Below are 15,345 nucleotides of genomic sequence, written 5' to 3'. Positions count from 1 at the left end.
AACCATGCAATCTTCCCTTTTTTCTGCCGCGCTGGCCGCCCTGCTCGCCGCCGCTTCGTTTAGTACCCAGGCCCGCACGCTGGGCCCGCCGCCCGCCGACACCATCGTGGTGCGCCTTCCCAATAAGGCCGTGCTGACGCTGGTGGTGCGCGACGCGCAGCAGCTGCGCCAGCTGCCGCAGTACCACCTCGACTCGCTGGTGGCGCGGCTCGATGGCTACATCCGGCGGGCCGATGCCGCCACGAAAGCGGCTGATACCGAGCGCCTGACCACCGTGTTTCACCCCAACCAGGACCAGCCCGACCAGGGCCTGCCCGAGGAAATCCGCATCACCACCCGCAAGCAGTCGGGCAGCGCCTATGGCCCTAGCAACAAGGTAGAGGTGCTGCTGGAAAAGAAATTCGGCGTCGTTGTTAACATTGATGGCAAAACCAACGACCAGCCCCGCGCCGCGGCCAGCCGCCCCGACCGCCAGGCTTACCGCGACTCGCTGCGCGAGGCGCGCTGGGACCGCAAGTCGTCTTCGACCGACGTGATATTTGACCTGGGGCTTAATGCGCTCGTTAACAACCGTATTGACCGCGTAACGCCGGCCGGCCAGACGCCGACCAGCCCGCTCGACCTGCGCACCGGCGGCTCGCGCTACGTCAATATCGGCCTCAACTTTAAGCAGCGGCTGGGCGGGCGGCGCAGCCCGCTTTATTTAAAGGTCGGCCCCGAGTTTGCCTTTAACAACTACATGCTTGAAGGCAACCACAAGTGGGTGAACCAGAACGGCCTGACCAGCGTGGTGCTCGAAACCAACGGCCGGCAGTACCAGAAAACCAAGCTGGCGACCTCGACCCTCACCGTGCCGCTGATGTTGCAACTCAATCCGCACGGCCACAGCCACTTTCGCCTGGGCGCGGGCGGCTTCGTGGGCTACCGCCTGGCTAGCTGGACCAAGCTCAAGTACTTCGAGGAAAACACGACTTACAAGGACAAAGACTACGGCCCGTATAACCTCAACGACTGGCAGTACGGCCTGCAAGGGGTCATCGGCTTCGGGTCGCTAACCTTCTTTGCAAAATATAATCTCAACCCACTCTTCCGCGCCGGCCAGGGCCTGCAGGCCCAGACGCTGAGCTTCGGCCTGCGCCTGCTGCAATAGCGGGATTGCGCCAACCAGCGCGTCATGCTGAGCTTATTGAAGCATTTTCACCGTGTCGCTCAGCGATACAGTAGAGATGCTTCGACAAGTTCAGCGTGACGTTTTTTGGATTTGTGCTATTACTCGTTGCGAAAAAAATTATCCAGCAAAATCGCGGCCGACACGGCTACGTTCAGGCTTTCGGCGCGGCCGCCGGGGCCGTGCGGGATGTGCAGGCGCTGCGTAAGGCTAGCCGCTACGGCGGGGCTGAGGCCATGGCTCTCGCTGCCCATGACGAGCACACCGGCCGGCTGCAGGTGCAGCTTGTGCACATTATCACCTTCTAAATCAGCGCCGTAAATACCGATGCTTGTAGGCATACCTGAAAGCCAGGCGGCCAGGTTTACGTCGGCCCACACCGGCACGCGGCCGAAGGCGCCCATGCTGGCGGCCACGGCTTTGGGGTTGAAAGGGTCGGCGCAATTTTCGCTCAGCACCACGCCGGGCAGGCCGTACCAGTCGGCCAGGCGCCAGAGCGTGCCGAGGTTGCCGGGGTCGGCCACGTTGTCGAGGGCCAGCACGAGGCGGCGGGCGGGCAGGGCTAGCGGCAGCTCGCTTTCGGGCGGGCGGCGCACTACGGCCAGCGCGGCGGCGTTGGTTTGCAGCGTGCCGAGCTGGGCTAGCTCGTCTTCGGTGGCGAGCTGCACGGGCAGGGCGCGGGGGCCAGCCAGCTGCGGAGCGAAGGCCGGCGTGGCGAGCAAATGCTCGATTTCGAGGCCGGAGCCGAGCAGTTCTAGCACACTTTTGGCACCTTCGACCAGGAAGGCGGCGTGGCGCTGCCGATATTTGCGCTGGTGCAGCGACCGGATGTATTTAGCGAGGGCTTTTGAAACCATTAGAACAACAAAGTAACGACCGGCCGCGCTTCGGCCCCCGCGCGGCGGCGGCCGGGCTGCTGCTTGGGCTGGCGGTGCTGCTGGTGGCCGTGGGCTGCTCGCCGCTGCGCCTGTTGCAGCCCAAGCAGCGCCTGCTCACCAAAGTAGTGATGCAGAGCGAGGGCCTGACGACGCCCCAGCAGGAACGCCTGCTCACGCTGGTGCAGCAAAAGCCCAACCGCACCATTCCCATTCCGAAGCTGGCGGTGTACCAGTTTGGGCACTCGTTTTACGACTCGACCCGCATTGAGCGGAAGATTGCGAATATCAAGCAGAAATACGCTGGCCGGCTAGCCTCGGCCCAGGGCGACTCAGCGCGCAGCGGCAAGCTGCTGGCCCGCCGCGACCGCCGCCTGGCCCGCAAGCGCACGGCCCTCGAAAAAGGCAACTCGCTCATGCGCCTGGGCGAGCCGCCGGTCATCTACGACCCGAGCCTGAGCCAGCGCACCGTGGAGCAGCTTACCACTTATTTGCGCTCGCAGGGCTATTTCCGAGCCACAGCCACGTTTACCGACTCGGCCCGCTCGAAGCCAACTATTATTGCCCGCACGATGCGCGGGCTAGGGCTGCGCAAGCCGCTGCCCTACGCCCCCTTGCGCGACTCGGCGGGCGGGCGCCTGCACCGGCTCGTCACGGTTACCTACCAGGTGCGCGAGGGCAAAGGCTTCAGGCTGAGTCAACTCACGCGCAGCATCCCCGACACGGGCGTGGCCCGGGTAGTGAACGGCGCGCAGGCAGCCACGCTGCTGCACGTGGGGGCGGCCTACAACGAAGACCTCATCGGCCAGGAGCGGCAGCGCCTCGAAACCTTGCTCAAGAACGCGGGCTACTATGATTTTCGCGCGCAGTATATTACGCTGGAAGCCGACACCAGCTTCGAGAAAAACCAGGTGCGCCTGCGCTTGCTCATTGCCAGCCCGCCCGGCGGCCACCGCGCCTACCGCCTGCGCCGCGTCACGGTGCTCACCGACGTCAACCAGGCCCGCGCCCTGCGCCTGGCGTCGGGCGATACCACGCGGCCGGGGCTGACCAACCGCCGCGCCCGCGGGCTAGCCCCGGCCGACACTACCAGCCTCACGGGCCGCGCGCCGGGGTCGGGGCGCATCTCGACGGCCAACATGCCGGCCGGTGTGACGCCGGCGGCCGTGGCCGACTCGCTGAGCGCGCGGCGGCTGCGCCGGGCCGGCCGCCGGGCCATTCCGCGCGATACGGTGCGGCTCGACTCGCTTATTTTTTCGAGTCGGGGGCCGCTGCCCATCAGCCCCACCATCCTGGCCCGGCAGATAAGCGTGCGGCCGGGGCAGCTTTACAGCCAGACCCGCACCCAGCGCACCCAGCGCCAGCTGTCTAACCTCGACATGTTCCGGTTTAATACCGTGAGCTACCGCAAGGTGGGGCTCAGCAGCCCGGCCGAAGCCGGAACCGCCGACAGCAGCCAGACGCTGCGGCCGGGCACAACCGCCCCCCGACGCACGGCCAACTACCTCGACGCCATCGTCACGACCTCGCCCAGCCCGCGCTTTTCCGAAACTACCGAATTTGGCGGTACCTACGTGGCGGGCCTGGTGGGGCCGTTTGCCAACCTGCGCCTGAAGTGGCGCAACCCCTTCGGCGGGGCCGAGGTGCTGGAGCTCAGCGGCCGGGCCGGCGTGGAGGGCCAGCTAACCCAGCTCGGCGACAGTGGCAACACCACCGCCGCCACCTACACCGTGCAGTACGGCGTGACGGCCGCCCTGGTACTGCCCCAGTTTCTGACGCCCTTTCACCTGGGTAATTTTTTGCGCAACGACCAGCCCCGCACGCGGCTAGCCCTCTCGACTACCTACACCAACACCAATTATTACATCCGCAGCAATACCGAGTTTACGTTCGACTACCTCTGGCAAGCCTCGGGCTATCAGCAGTATATCTTCACGCCCATCGACCTGGGCCTGGTGCGCACCCGAAACATCAGCGAGTTTTACCAGCGCCGCCTGACCGACTTGCGCGTTAACCAGGGCAGCCCGCTCTACCGCTCGTTTTTGCCCATCTACGAGCCCAGTTTCAGCTTCACCTCGCTCTACAATTCCAACGACCTCAACCAGACGCGCAACGCGCATTTTCTGCGCATTTTTGCCGAGCTGGGGGGCCTCACGCGCGGGGTGTACCGCAACGAGCAGTGGTTTAAAGACACCGGGCTCTCGGTCTACAACTTTGCCAAGCTGACGGTTGATTATCGCCGCTACTACAAGCTGTCGCCCCTCACCTACCTGGCCTGGCGCCTCAACGGCGGGGTGGCCCACGCCCTGACTCAAAGCCTCGACCCTAGCCCGCTGCCGGGCCAGCCGGCCACCTACGGGTACATCCTGCCCTACGATAAGTACCTGTTTGCGGGCGGCTCCAACAGCGTGCGCGCCTGGAGTCCGCGCCGCCTCGGCACCGGCTCCTACGCTACGCGTCTACCCAACGGCAACCGCGACTACTACACCGAGCAGCCCGGCGAGGTGCTGCTCGAAGGCTCGCTCGAATACCGGTTTCCGATTTATTCGTTTCTCAAGGGCGCGCTCTTCACCGATTTTGGCAACGTCTGGGCCTTGCAGCCCGATACCAACCGGCCGGGCGCCGAGTTCCTGTTCGACCGCTTCTACAAGCAGTTTGCCGTGGGCTCGGGCTTTGGCCTGCGCATGGATTTTACTTTCCTCATTCTGCGCTTCGACATCGCCACCAAAGTCTACGACCCCACCGAAACGGCCGCGCCCTGGCGCCTGCAAAATGCCCTGCGCCACGTAGACAACCAGACGGTGGTGAACGTGGGCCTGGGCTACCCATTCTAAGGAGTTAGGATAAGTTAAAAGTTAAGAGTTGACTGTTCGGCCAGCTCCTAACTCCTCTAGGAAGTGTTAACAGTAGGTGTTAGGTTCGGGTATGGAATACCTGTTGACTGACGCGCAGTGGGCGCGGATTGAACCACTACTACCAGGTCGCGCCGGCACGAAAGGGGGCCGGGGCCAGGACAACCGCCGCTTTGTGGAGGCGGTGCGCTGGCTCACGCGCAACGGCTGCCGCTGGCGGGCCTTGCCCGCGGCCTGGGGCAACTGGCACACCACGTACACCCGTTTCCAGCGCTGGACTGCCGCGGGCGTGTGGGCGCGGGTGCTGGCAGCGGTGCAGCAAGACGATGCCCTGCACACGCTGCTCGTGGATTCGACCACGGTACGGGCCCACCAACACGCGTCAGGGGCGCGCAAAAAAACGGGCCACAAGCCCTGGGCCGCAGCCGCGGCGGGCTGACGAGCAAGCTGCACGTCGTGGCCGACGCCCGTGGCCGCTTCGTGCGCGGCGGGCTGACGGCGGGCCAGCGCCACGATGCCCCGCAGGCCCTGCCGCTGCTCGTAGGCCTGGCCCCGGCCTACCTTATCGCCGACCGCGGCTACGATTCCGACCCGCTCGTGGCGACCCTGGCGGCGCGTGGTACCTGTGCCGTGATTCCACCCCGGCGCAAGCGCCGCACGCCCCGCGCCTACGACGCGGCGCAGTATGCCCAGCGTCACCCCGTGGAGCGGCTTTTCAGCCGCTTGAAGCAATTTCGGCGCGTGGCCACCCGCTACGACAAGTTGGATGCGCATTTTCTGGCTTTTATTCACTTGGCGGCCACCGTACTGTGGCTGCGTGACTGTTAACACTTCCTAGTACCCCAGCAGCTCGCCGAGGGCCGTGGCCACCTTGGCGGCACTGGGCAGCATCTGCTTCTCGAGCTCCACGTTGAGGGCAATGGCCGGTAGGTTGGCCGCGCCGAGGGTGAACACCGGCGCGTCGAGCTGGCGAAAGCAGTGGCGCTGGATGCGCCCGGCCAGGCTCTCGGCAAAGGAGTTGAGCAGCGGCTCTTCGGTGAGCACCAGGGCCTTGCCATGGCGGCGCACCGCCGCCTGCACGGCCTCCCAGTCGAGCGGGTTGAGGGTGCGTAAATCCAGGATTTCGACGCGGCCGGGGTAGGCGCGGCCAGCCGCTTTGGCCCAGTGCACGCCCATGCCGTAGGTGATGACCACGCAGGTTTCGCCGGTGGCTAGCTTTGCCGCGTCGGCGGCCTGGGCCACGGCCGCCACCCCTAGCGGAATGACGTAGCCGGCGGCCGGCTCGGTGGTTTTGGCATCTTCAGTGCCGGGCACTTTGCTCCAGTATAAACCTTTGTGCTCAAGCAATATAACCGGGTTGGGGTCAAGGAACGCGGCGCGCAGCAGGCCTTTCATATCGGCGGCATTGCTGGGGTACACCACCTTGATGCCCCGGATGGTGAGCAGCGTGCTTTCGACCGAGCCTGAGTGGTACGGCCCGCCGCCGCCGTAGGCCCCCACCGGCACCCGAATGAGCGCTGGCACCGGAAACTTGCCCATGCTTAGGTAGCAGCTCTTCGACAGCTCTTCGACCAGCTGGTTCAGGGCCGGCCAGATGTAGTCGGCAAACTGAATTTCCACAATGGGCCGGGCGCCCACGGCCGCCATGCCCGCCGTGCTGCCCACGATGTAGGCCTCCTGGATGGGCGTATTGAAGACGCGCTGGGCGCCGTATTTCTTGGCCAGCAGGGCCGCTTCGCGGAACACGCCGCCCAGCTCGCCCCCACATCCTGGCCGTAGAACAAGGCCTCCGGAAACTCGCGCAAAATGTCATCGACGGCGTGCAGGGCGGCGTCTACCATCAGCACTTTGTCGGCGCCGGCGGGGGCCCGCTCGCCGGCCTCAGCCAATACGGCGGGCGGCGCAAACTCGTGGTCGGCAAAAGTGGCGGGGTCAGGGTCGGGCGCGGCCTGGGCTTCGGCCCAGTCGGCCAGCACGGTGGCGCGGGCCTGGGCCGCCAGGCTAGCCAGCTCCTCTTCGCTGGCCCCGGCGTGCAGCAGGCGGCGGTGCAGGCGGGGCAGCGGGTCTTGTTGCTGGTGCTCGGTGAGGTTGTCGCCCCGGTACCACTCGCGCCGCACGCCGCTGGTGTGGTGGCCCAGCAGCGGGCATTTGGCGTGCACCAGCGCCGGCCCGCGCCGCGCCCGCACGTGCTCGAAAGCCTCGGCTAGCCCGTTGTAGGACGACACCACGTCGGCTCCATCGACCCGCACGCGGTGCAGGCCGGGGAAGCCGGCGGCAAACTCATAGGCGTCCATGGCCCGCATTTCGCGGCCGGTGGCTGAGATGCCCCAGTCGTTGTCCTGTACCAGGTACACGATGGGCAAGCGGTGCAAAATCGCCATTTGCAGCGCCTCGCTCACCTCGCCCTCGGTCATCGCCCCATCGCCGATGGAGCATAGCACGAGCGGCTGGCTAGCCTGGCTGGCCAGCCCCTGGCTTTCCAAATAGCTGATGGCCTGTGCCATACCCGTCGCCGGAATAGCCTGCATACCAGTGGCCGAGCTTTGGTGCGGAATGACGGGCACGCCCGACCGGCGCAGGCTGGGGTGGCTATAGTACGTGCGCCCCCGCTGAAGGGGTCGTCGCGCTTGGCCAGCAGTTGCAGCATCAGCTCATACGGCCGCAGGCCCAGGCCCAGCAGCAGGGCATCGTCGCGGTAATAGGGCGCGGCGTAGTCGGCGCCGGTAAGCAAAAAGGCCGCCGCCAGCTGCACGGCCTCGTGGCCCCTGGCGGTGGCGTGCACGTAGCGGGCGGCCACGGCTTTCTGGGCTTCGTAAAGGGCGGCCATCTCGGCGGCCGTGTGCATCAATAGGTAAGCGCGGCGCAGCAGGTCTATTTCGGGCGGGGCCGGGGTGGCCGCCGAGGTAGCGGCTAGGGCATCGAGGAACATACAGGGGTGGGGAGATCCAGTGGGGATGGTAAAATTACGCCCTGGCCCGACCTTTGTAGCCAGTGAGTAGTGCGCAGTGAGCAGTGAACAATGCTTCGCGGCACGCGGCGAGCCCTTTTCGCCACCTGTTCACTGTTCATTGTTCACTGTTCACTACTTATGTCCCGCACCGACATTGCCGCCTGGCTCCAGGATTTTCAAACCCGCCTTTGCGCTAGCCTCGAAGCCGCCGACGGCGGCCCCGCCCGCTTTGGGCAAGACGACTGGCAGCGGCCCGGCGGCGGCGGCGGCCACTCGCGGGTGCTCGAAGGCGGCGCCATTCTGGAAAAGGGCGGCGTGGGCTTTTCGGCCGTGGAGGGCGAGCTGAGCGCCGCCGCCGCCCGGCAGCTGCACCTGCCCGACCCGCACTTTTTTGCCACCGGCGTGAGCGTGGTGCTGCACCCGCGCTCGCCACGCGTGCCCATCATTCACATGAACGTGCGCTATTTCGAGGCCGGCAACGGCGAAGCATGGTTTGGCGGCGGCATTGATTTGACGCCGATTTACGTGGATGAAGCCCAGGCCCGGCGCTTTCACCAGCGGCTCAAAAAGGCCTGCGACGAGCATAATCCGGCTTACTACCCTAAGTACACCCGCTGGGCCGACGACTACTTTTACCTGCCCCACCGCCACGAAACGCGGGGCGTGGGCGGCATTTTCTTCGACCGCCTCACCGTAGGCCAGGACGGTTCGGTAAACGACTTGTTCGCCTTCGTGCGGGACGTGGCCGAAACCTTTGCCCCGGCCTACACCGAAATCATGCGCGAAAACCACGCGCTAGCCTTCGGCCCCCGCGAAGAAGCCTGGCAAACGCTGCGCCGCAACCGCTACGCCGAATTTAACCTGGCTTTCGACCGCGGCACCCGCTTCGGCCTCGAAACCGGCGGCCGCACCGAGAGCATTCTGATGAGCCTGCCGCCGCGCTGCGGCTGGAGCTACAACCCCGCCCCGCCCGAGGAAGGCTCACCCGAGGCCATCACGCTCGGCTGGCTCCGCAAGGGCGTCGATTGGACCGCCGCCCATGCTTGAGTCGCTGCGCGCCCTCGACCACCGGCTGCTGCTAGCCCTCAACGGTGCCCACTCGCCGGCGCTGGACCGGATAATGGTTTTCGCGTCCGACCGCTACGTATGGATACCATTCTACGCAGTGTTAATCATCTGGCTGCTTTATCATTATCAGCACCGGGCTAAAGCCGTGCTGCCGCTGCTTATCGCGGCCGTGGCACTGGCCGATAGTATCACGAGCAAGCTCTTCAAGCCCTTTGTGGGCCGGCCCCGGCCCTGTCACGCCCCCGACCTGGCGCCGCTGCTGCACCTGCCCGACGGCTGCGGCGGGGCCTTCGGCTTTATGTCGTCGCACGCCGCCAACTCGACCGCGATGGCCGTTTTTCTGCTGCTGGCCCTGCCGGCGGGCCGGTTTCGGGGCCTCAAACTCTGGGTATGCTGCTGGGCCGCCCTGCTCGCTTATAGCCGCGTTTATCTCGCGGCTCACTACCCTAGCGACGTTATCAGCGGCTGGCTGGTGGGCGCGCTGCTGGGCTGGCTGGCCGCCTGGGCCTTTGCCAAGGTTGACCCCTACTGGTGGCCGCCAGCAACGCCACCTGCTGCTTAAAAAGAGCTGCTACTGCGGCGCTTTCTAAGCAGCCTAGCGATTTTATCGATTATCGGTGTGGCCCTGTCCGTACTTATTTTGACTGGTGGCCTTATGCCCCCACGCTGGCAAGCAGCCCCTGGCTGGCCAGCAGCTTGGCCACGTACTTGCCCACGATGTCAAACTCCAGGTTTACCCGCTCGCCGGCTTGCAGCTGGTGAAAGCCGGTGTGCTCGTAAGTGTAGGGGATAATTGCTACCGAAAACTCGTCGGCCGTGCTGTCGAAGCAGGTCAGGCTCACCCCGTTAACCGTGATGGAGCCTTTTTCTACCGTGAGGCGCTGCGGGCCGGCCGCGTGCCGGAAGCGGAATAGCCAGGAGCCATTCTGGTCCTCCACGCGCAGGCACTCGGCGGTGGCATCGACGTGGCCCTGCACAATGTGGCCGTCGAAGCGCCCACCGGCGGCCAGGCAACGCTCCAGGTTGAGGTGCCGGCCGGGCTGCCACTGGCCTAAGTTAGTCTTTTTCAGTGTTTCATCAATGGCCGTGACCACGTGCGTACCGGCCGCCGCATCTACGGCCACCACCGTAAGGCACACGCCATCGTGCGCCACGCTCTGGTCGATTTTCAGCTCGCCGGCAAAGGGCGACTGCACGGTAAAGTGGCGGTTGGTGCCTTCGGCGGCCACGGCCACCACGGTGCCCACGGCTTCAATTATCCCTGTAAACATAAATCGCAGCTTTTGCTGATTAACCGTGATTTCACTGATTGGTTTGTCATGCCCTGGCGCCGGGGCGGCTGCTCAGCCCCGGGCTCTTGCCTGGCGGCTAGCCCCTCCGCAACGGCGCAATCATGGTTAATCAGCAAAAGCTGCGGTTTATTTGCCGCGGCCTTCTACGATGATTTTCAAGGTGTAGAGCAGCACCCGGAAATCCATGGCCAGGCTCATGTTTTCGATGTAGAGGATGTCGAATTTGAGGCGCTCGACCATCTGGGCCACGGTTTCGGCGTAGCCGTATTTCACCTGGCCCAGCGAGGTGAGGCCGGGCCGCACGCGGTGCAAATGGCGGTAGTGGGGCGCGATTTGCACTATCTGGTCGATAAAAAACTGCCGCTCGGGGCGCGGCCCCACCAGGCTCATATCGCCCTTGATGACGTTCCAGAACTGCGGAAACTCGTCGAGCCGCACCCGGCGCATAAACCGGCCCCAGGGCGTAATGCGCGGGTCGAAGTCGGAGCTGAGCGCGGGGCCCATTTTTTCAGCATCGACGTACATCGAGCGAAACTTGATGATGTCGAACGGCACGCCATTCTTGCCGATGCGCGGCTGGCGGTAAAAAACCGGCCCCGGCGACGACGAGCGCACCATCAGGGCCGTGAACACATACACCGGCCAGGCCAGCAGCAAAAACCCGACTGCCGCGCCCACGTCAATCACCCGCTTGAGCACCTGCTGCCACACGGGCAGCAAATCCTGCTTGATTTCGATGAGCGGCGTACCAAAAATGTGGTTCACCTTCACCGAGCCCAGCAGCATCTGGTAGAGGTCGGGCAGCACGCTGATGCGCACCACCGAGTCTTCCAGCAAATTCAGGATTTCCTGGATGCGACGGTGCTCGCTCGGCTCAATGGCAATGATAACCTGCTCAATGCTAAGGCTATGAATCAGACCGGGCAGCTGCTGGTAAGAGCCCGCCGCCGGCAGCACCCTAGCCAGCTCGGCATCGACGGCCGTGCCTACCGGCGCAAAGCCCACCAGCCGCAGCCCCAGGTGCCGGCCGGTGCGCTGCAAGTCGGTATAGGTGGTAAGGGCCAGTTGGTTAGAGCCCACCAGCAGCGTTGGAAAGGAAATAACACCCCGCCGCACTAGGCGCTGCACGCTGCTCACGGCCCAGATGCGCAGCACCGCCGTAATGCCAAAATGCAGCAGGTAATACGCCGTAAACGTCTTATAGTAAGCGCGGTAATTATTCACGCCCTGGTCATCGAGCAGCAGCACGAAGAAAATAACCACCGTGCCCAGCAGCGACACCCTAGCCAGGCGAATGAGCTCGCTCAGGCGCGATTTGCGGAAGATGTCGCGGTATTCGCCCACCAGCGCGTAGAGCGTAGTCCAGAACAAGGCTACCAGCACGGCCGCCCCCGACAGGTAATACAGGTCGTTTTGGGTGAGGTGATAGGCCACGCTTTCCTTCAGTAAGTACTTGCGCAGCAAAAAGAAGGCGGACCAGGCTAGCAGCGCCGCCACAAAATCGGCCGCCACAAGCTTGAGGTACTGAAGTCGGCGAAGCAACAAGGGGAGCGCGGTAGCGTGTAATTTTGTGGGCGAATGCTGCAAAAATAGGGGTACTTCTAGTTGTAGCCACCGACCGGGCCGCGAGCGGAGGCCGGGCTAGCCGGGCAAACCGACGGTTTCGCTACCCGGCTAGCCCTACTGCCGGCTTTGGCAGACGGGCGGCATGCGGTGCCACTTTTTAATTCTTGTGCGTCTTATTCACTCTTTACCCGACACGTACCGCCACCGGGGCCAGCGCCGCGCCCTCGTAACGCTGCTGCGCGCGCAGCGCGGCATCCGCGACGAGCGGGTGCTGGCGGCGCTGGGCGCGGTGCCGCGCCACTTATTTTTTGAACCGGCCTTCGAGGCCCACGCCTACCAGGACAAGGCCTTTCCCATCGGCGAAGGCCAAACGATTTCGCAGCCCAGCATGGTAGCGCTGCAAACCGAGCTGCTCGGGGTGCTGCCCGGCCAGCGGCTGCTGGAGATTGGCACCGGCTCGGGCTACCAGTTTGCGGTGTTGTGCCAGCTTACTGAGTATGTGCAGAGTATCGAGTTCAACCCGGTGCTGTTTGAGCGGGGCCGGCAGCGGCTGGCGGCGCTGGGCCTGCCCACGACCGGCCTGCACCTCGGCGATGGCTCGCTGGGGCTGCCCGCGCTAGCCCCCTTTGATGGCATTTTGGTCACGGCCGGGGCGCCGGCCCTGCCGCCGGCGCTGCTGCGGCAGCTGCGCATTGGGGGGCGGCTGGTGGTGCCGGTGGGCACCGCCGACCCTGGCCAGCAGCAGCTCTTGCGCATCACCCGCGAGGGGCCCGAAAGCTTCGTGCGGGAGGCGCTGGGCGACTGCCGCTTCGTGCCCCTGCGCGGCGCGGCCGGCTGGGCAGTTTGAGTGAGGAGCTGGCTTGTTGCTGGCTAGCCGGGCCAGCCGTCCCGCGGCGCGGCCGGCTTACCTTTGCACACCTCCCACCCAATTCCTCGCTCCTATCTTTTTAACTCATAACTCAATAAAGTGCGCAAGCAACGCCCCGTATCCGACTCGTTCGTCATCATGACCGAGTTGGTACTGCCCAACGATACCAACACGCTCAACAACCTGATGGGCGGCCGCATGATGCACCTCATGGACATTGCCGCCGCTATCGCCGCCCAGAAGCACTCCAACCGCATTGTGGTCACGGCCTCGGTCGATAACGTGTCGTTTCGCGACCCCATCCGGCTCGGCAACGTGGTGACCTTGCAGGCCCAGGTCACGCGCGCCTTCGCCTCCAGCATGGAGGTGCACATTGATGTGTGGGCCGAAGACATCCCGAGCGGCACCAAGCTAAAAACCAACGAGGCGTTCTTCACCTTCGTGGCCGTTGACCAGTCGGGCCGGCCCATCGACGTGCCCGAGGCCCTGCCCGAAACTCCCGAAGAAATTGCGCTCTACGAGGGTGCCCTGCGCCGCCGCCAGCTGCGCCTAGTGCTGGCCGGCCGCATGAAGCCTAGCGATGCCGCCGAGCTGAAAGCGATGTTCGAGCTGGCTTAACTTTTATCATAGATGACTGAGGACGAGCAAAGTGGCACCCTGGCCTTCCTGCAAAACTTCTACACTGGCGTCACGCTTTACATGCCCGCCGAGGCCGAAGAGCGCCCCGCTGCGGAAGTGGCTCCGGCACCCGGGGCCGTGCCAGTAGCCCTGGCAGTGGCCGCAGCGGCGCCCGCCGCAGCGGGGCCGGCTTTGCCCGCGCCGGCTGCCAGCGGCCAGCTACCCCCGCCGGCGGCGGCGCCGCCTAGTGCGCCCGCTAGCCTGCCCACTGCTCAGTTAGTTTCTCCGCCGCCCGTAGCGGCGCCAGCCCCGGCTAGCCCGGCGCCAGCGGCAACGCCGCCCGTCGCACCCTATTTACTCACCACCTTCAGCACCCTGGGCGAAAACGCGCAGGGGGTGGTTATTTTGGTGCGCCTGCCGCCCGAGCAGTTTAAGAAGCTGCCGCGCAACGTGTTTCTCAACAAGCTGCTCCAAGCCATCAGGCTGGTAATGGCCGACGTGGTGCTCGTGAATGTGGAAGGCACGTACCCGGTAGCCTTGCAAAACTTACGCAAGGAGATTGCCGCCACGCACATCCTGGCTTTCGGCAAAAACCTGCTCGACGTGGCCGTGCGCACCACCCAGATTTACGAGCCCGTGCAGTTCCCAGCCGTGGGCCTCGCCTACCTGGCCGGCGCCGAGGTCGAAATGATAGAGTACGACGTGAGCCTCAAAAAACGCCTCTGGGGCGGCTTGCAGCGCATGTTTTTGGCCTAATAACTTCGCCCTGTCACTGAGGTGGCAGAGCGGTGATTGCCGTCGTGCACAAGCACGCCGATGGAAGCTATGTAGCGGTTCCTCCGTAGGTTCGAGTCCTACCCTCAGTTCTGGCATATTCAAAAAAAGGCCTTTCTGCGCGTAGAAAGGCCTTTTTTGTTTTGAACACGAGGCACTCTACTTCAGCACCTCCACCAGCTTGGCTTCCAGCGCCGGGCCGCGCAGGTTTTTGCCGATGATTTTGCCGCTCGGGTCGAGCAGGAACGAGGCCGGGATGGACTGCACGCCGTAGGCGGCGGCGGCGGCGTTGTTCCACTTTTTGAGGTCCGAGACGTGGTTGGGCCAGGCCAGGCCGTCGGCGGCGATGGCCTGGGTCCAGCGGGCCTTGTCGTCATCGAGCGACACGCTGTATATCGTAAAACCTTTGCCCTTGTCCTTAAACTGGTTATAAGCCTTCACTACGTTGGGGTTTTCCTGGCGGCAAGGGCCGCACCAGCTCGCCCAAAAATCGACTAGCACGTACTTGCCACGCAGGCTTTTCAGCGAAACCGGCTTGCCATCGGGGCTAGCCAGGTTGATTTCGGGGGCCGTGGCGCCGATGGCCGTGGCGCGCAGCGGTTCCAGGCGCTCGGTCAAAGCCTGGGTGAAGGGCGAAGCCGGCTGCGCCTTGCGCTGAATGCTGGCGATGGAGTCGGCGAAGGCAAAGTCCTCGTTGGGGTCCACGAAGCTGAGCGCAGCAAAGCCCGCCGCCACCGACGAGGCGTTGCGCCGAATCACCGCCTTGGCCCGGCTGGCCGTGGCGTGAGCCAGCACATTGTACTGCTGCTCGATGATGGGCAGCGAATCGGTGCGGCCGGCCTGGCCGGCGGCGTTGTAGCGCTGGCCCAGGCGCTGCATCTGGCCGCGGCTGGCGTTCATGGTGCGCGTCAGCTGCTGAATGACTTCCGAATCCTTCGAGCCTTTTACCAGATAGCTGTTTGCCAAGCTCTTGGCATCGCCCGAGAGCGTGAGGTGCGTCTTATTATCGAGCACCAGCAAGACCTGGTTAGGCTCGTCAATCTTGAGCTGATAGACCGCCGCCGTCACGGGCAACGAACCCTTAAAGGTAAATTTGCCCTGGGCATCGGTCTTGGCCGTGCCGCGCTCCACAAACTGGCTGCTGGTCAGCTCCGAAAGGTGCAGGGTAGTGCCGGCCGCCACGTTGCGCAGCTGGCCCGTTATCTCGTAGCCCTCGGCGGCGCTGGCATTCTGGCAGGCATTGGTGAGGCCGAGCAGGGCCACGGCAACAAGGGCTGGTTTCATAAAAGGAATCATTGACAAAGAAAAAAGAAG

General features: G+C 64.5%; 14 protein-coding genes and 3 pseudogenes. 9 read left to right on the top strand and 8 right to left on the bottom strand.

Annotated elements, in window-relative coordinates:
* Nucleotides 1-4 precede the first annotated feature (4 nt).
* A complete protein-coding gene (locus tag GKZ68_RS06785) occupies nucleotides 5-1,150 on the top strand; it encodes a porin family protein (RefSeq protein ID WP_173112329.1) in 1,146 nt (381 codons plus the stop codon).
* 119 nt (nucleotides 1,151-1,269) lie between these two features.
* Here the strand turns inward: GKZ68_RS06785 and GKZ68_RS06780 are convergent, their stop codons facing one another.
* Nucleotides 1,270-2,025, bottom strand: a complete 756-nt coding sequence (locus GKZ68_RS06780; RefSeq protein ID WP_173112326.1) for an RNA methyltransferase — start codon at nucleotides 2,023-2,025, stop codon at nucleotides 1,270-1,272.
* Between GKZ68_RS06780 and GKZ68_RS06775 the strand changes: the two genes are divergently transcribed.
* Both GKZ68_RS06775 and GKZ68_RS06770 read left to right on the top strand, forming a co-directional pair.
* A complete protein-coding gene (locus tag GKZ68_RS06775; RefSeq protein WP_173112323.1) occupies nucleotides 2,016-4,877 on the top strand; it encodes a BamA/TamA family outer membrane protein in 2,862 nt (953 codons plus the stop codon). The genes GKZ68_RS06780 and GKZ68_RS06775 overlap by 10 nt on opposite strands.
* A 91-nt stretch (nucleotides 4,878-4,968) precedes the next feature.
* Nucleotides 4,969-5,723, top strand: a pseudogene (locus tag GKZ68_RS06770) (IS5 family transposase).
* A 6-nt stretch (nucleotides 5,724-5,729) separates the two neighbouring features.
* Here the strand turns inward: GKZ68_RS06770 and GKZ68_RS21965 are convergent.
* From GKZ68_RS21965 to GKZ68_RS21950, 4 genes and pseudogenes are all read right to left on the bottom strand, one after another.
* Nucleotides 5,730-6,071 (bottom strand): transketolase C-terminal domain-containing protein, encoded by a 342-nt coding sequence (locus GKZ68_RS21965; protein WP_254244256.1) that lies wholly within the window; start codon nucleotides 6,069-6,071, stop codon nucleotides 5,730-5,732.
* A 207-nt stretch (nucleotides 6,072-6,278) separates the two neighbouring features.
* Nucleotides 6,279-6,587: pseudogene (locus tag GKZ68_RS21960) on the bottom strand (tungsten formylmethanofuran dehydrogenase); the annotation flags it as partial.
* Nucleotides 6,476-7,399: a thiamine pyrophosphate-dependent enzyme gene (locus GKZ68_RS21955; protein ID WP_254244188.1), complete on the bottom strand. Its 924-nt coding sequence runs from the start codon at nucleotides 7,397-7,399 to the stop codon at nucleotides 6,476-6,478. The gene GKZ68_RS21955 and the pseudogene GKZ68_RS21960, both read right to left, overlap by 112 nt.
* Nucleotides 7,306-7,824 carry a thiamine pyrophosphate-dependent enzyme gene (locus GKZ68_RS21950; RefSeq protein ID WP_254244187.1) on the bottom strand — a complete coding sequence of 173 codons (519 nt, stop codon included), beginning with the start codon at nucleotides 7,822-7,824 and terminating at the stop codon, nucleotides 7,306-7,308. Before GKZ68_RS21950 ends, GKZ68_RS21955 begins: the two co-directional genes overlap by 94 nt.
* A 159-nt stretch (nucleotides 7,825-7,983) precedes the next feature.
* On the opposite strand from GKZ68_RS21950, the gene hemF reads away from it, so the two are divergent.
* Complete coding sequence (gene hemF, locus GKZ68_RS06760) at nucleotides 7,984-8,892, top strand: oxygen-dependent coproporphyrinogen oxidase (RefSeq protein ID WP_173112320.1); 909 nt, start codon at nucleotides 7,984-7,986, stop codon at nucleotides 8,890-8,892.
* Entirely contained in the window at nucleotides 8,885-9,475 is a 591-nt protein-coding gene (locus GKZ68_RS06755; protein WP_173112317.1) for a phosphatase PAP2 family protein, read from the top strand. The genes hemF and GKZ68_RS06755 overlap by 8 nt, the downstream gene beginning before the upstream one ends.
* 91 nt (nucleotides 9,476-9,566) lie before the next feature.
* On the opposite strand, the gene GKZ68_RS06750 is transcribed toward GKZ68_RS06755, so the two are convergent.
* Together GKZ68_RS06750 and GKZ68_RS06745 are read right to left on the bottom strand one after the other, a co-directional pair.
* Nucleotides 9,567-10,184, bottom strand: coding sequence for a riboflavin synthase (locus GKZ68_RS06750; protein ID WP_173112313.1), 618 nt, complete (start codon nucleotides 10,182-10,184; stop codon nucleotides 9,567-9,569).
* Between the two features lie 147 nt (nucleotides 10,185-10,331).
* Complete coding sequence (locus GKZ68_RS06745; protein WP_254244186.1) at nucleotides 10,332-11,750, bottom strand: sugar transferase; 1,419 nt, start codon at nucleotides 11,748-11,750, stop codon at nucleotides 10,332-10,334.
* Nucleotides 11,751-11,937: 187 nt separating this feature from the next.
* On the opposite strand from GKZ68_RS06745, the gene GKZ68_RS06740 reads away from it, so the two are divergent.
* The 4 genes and pseudogenes from GKZ68_RS06740 to GKZ68_RS06725 all read left to right on the top strand — a co-directional run bounded on the left by GKZ68_RS06740 (nucleotide 11,938) and on the right by GKZ68_RS06725 (nucleotide 14,123).
* The gene (locus tag GKZ68_RS06740; protein ID WP_367949211.1) at nucleotides 11,938-12,618 is read left to right on the top strand and encodes a protein-L-isoaspartate(D-aspartate) O-methyltransferase; all 681 of its coding nucleotides are present in this window, start codon (nucleotides 11,938-11,940) and stop codon (nucleotides 12,616-12,618) included.
* A gap of 159 nt (nucleotides 12,619-12,777) precedes the next feature.
* Entirely contained in the window at nucleotides 12,778-13,257 is a 480-nt protein-coding gene (locus tag GKZ68_RS06735; RefSeq protein WP_173118248.1) for an acyl-CoA thioesterase, read from the top strand.
* Between the two features lie 12 nt (nucleotides 13,258-13,269).
* Nucleotides 13,270-14,013 (top strand): hypothetical protein, encoded by a 744-nt coding sequence (locus tag GKZ68_RS06730; protein ID WP_173109577.1) that lies wholly within the window; start codon nucleotides 13,270-13,272, stop codon nucleotides 14,011-14,013.
* 15 nt (nucleotides 14,014-14,028) lie between these two features.
* A pseudogene (locus tag GKZ68_RS06725) lies at nucleotides 14,029-14,123 on the top strand.
* Nucleotides 14,124-14,190: 67 nt separating this feature from the next.
* Here GKZ68_RS06725 and GKZ68_RS06720 read toward each other — a convergent pair.
* On the bottom strand, nucleotides 14,191-15,315 hold the full coding sequence (locus tag GKZ68_RS06720; RefSeq protein ID WP_173112308.1) for a TlpA disulfide reductase family protein: 1,125 nt from the start codon (nucleotides 15,313-15,315) through the stop codon (nucleotides 14,191-14,193).
* Nucleotides 15,316-15,345 lie beyond the last annotated feature (30 nt).

It is taken from the genome of Hymenobacter sp. BRD128 (assembly GCF_013256625.1).
Classification (GTDB): Bacteria; Bacteroidota; Bacteroidia; order Cytophagales; family Hymenobacteraceae; genus Hymenobacter.
The sequence above is the reverse complement of the archived record's forward strand: the minus strand, read 5'-3'. Positions and strand labels throughout refer to the sequence as shown.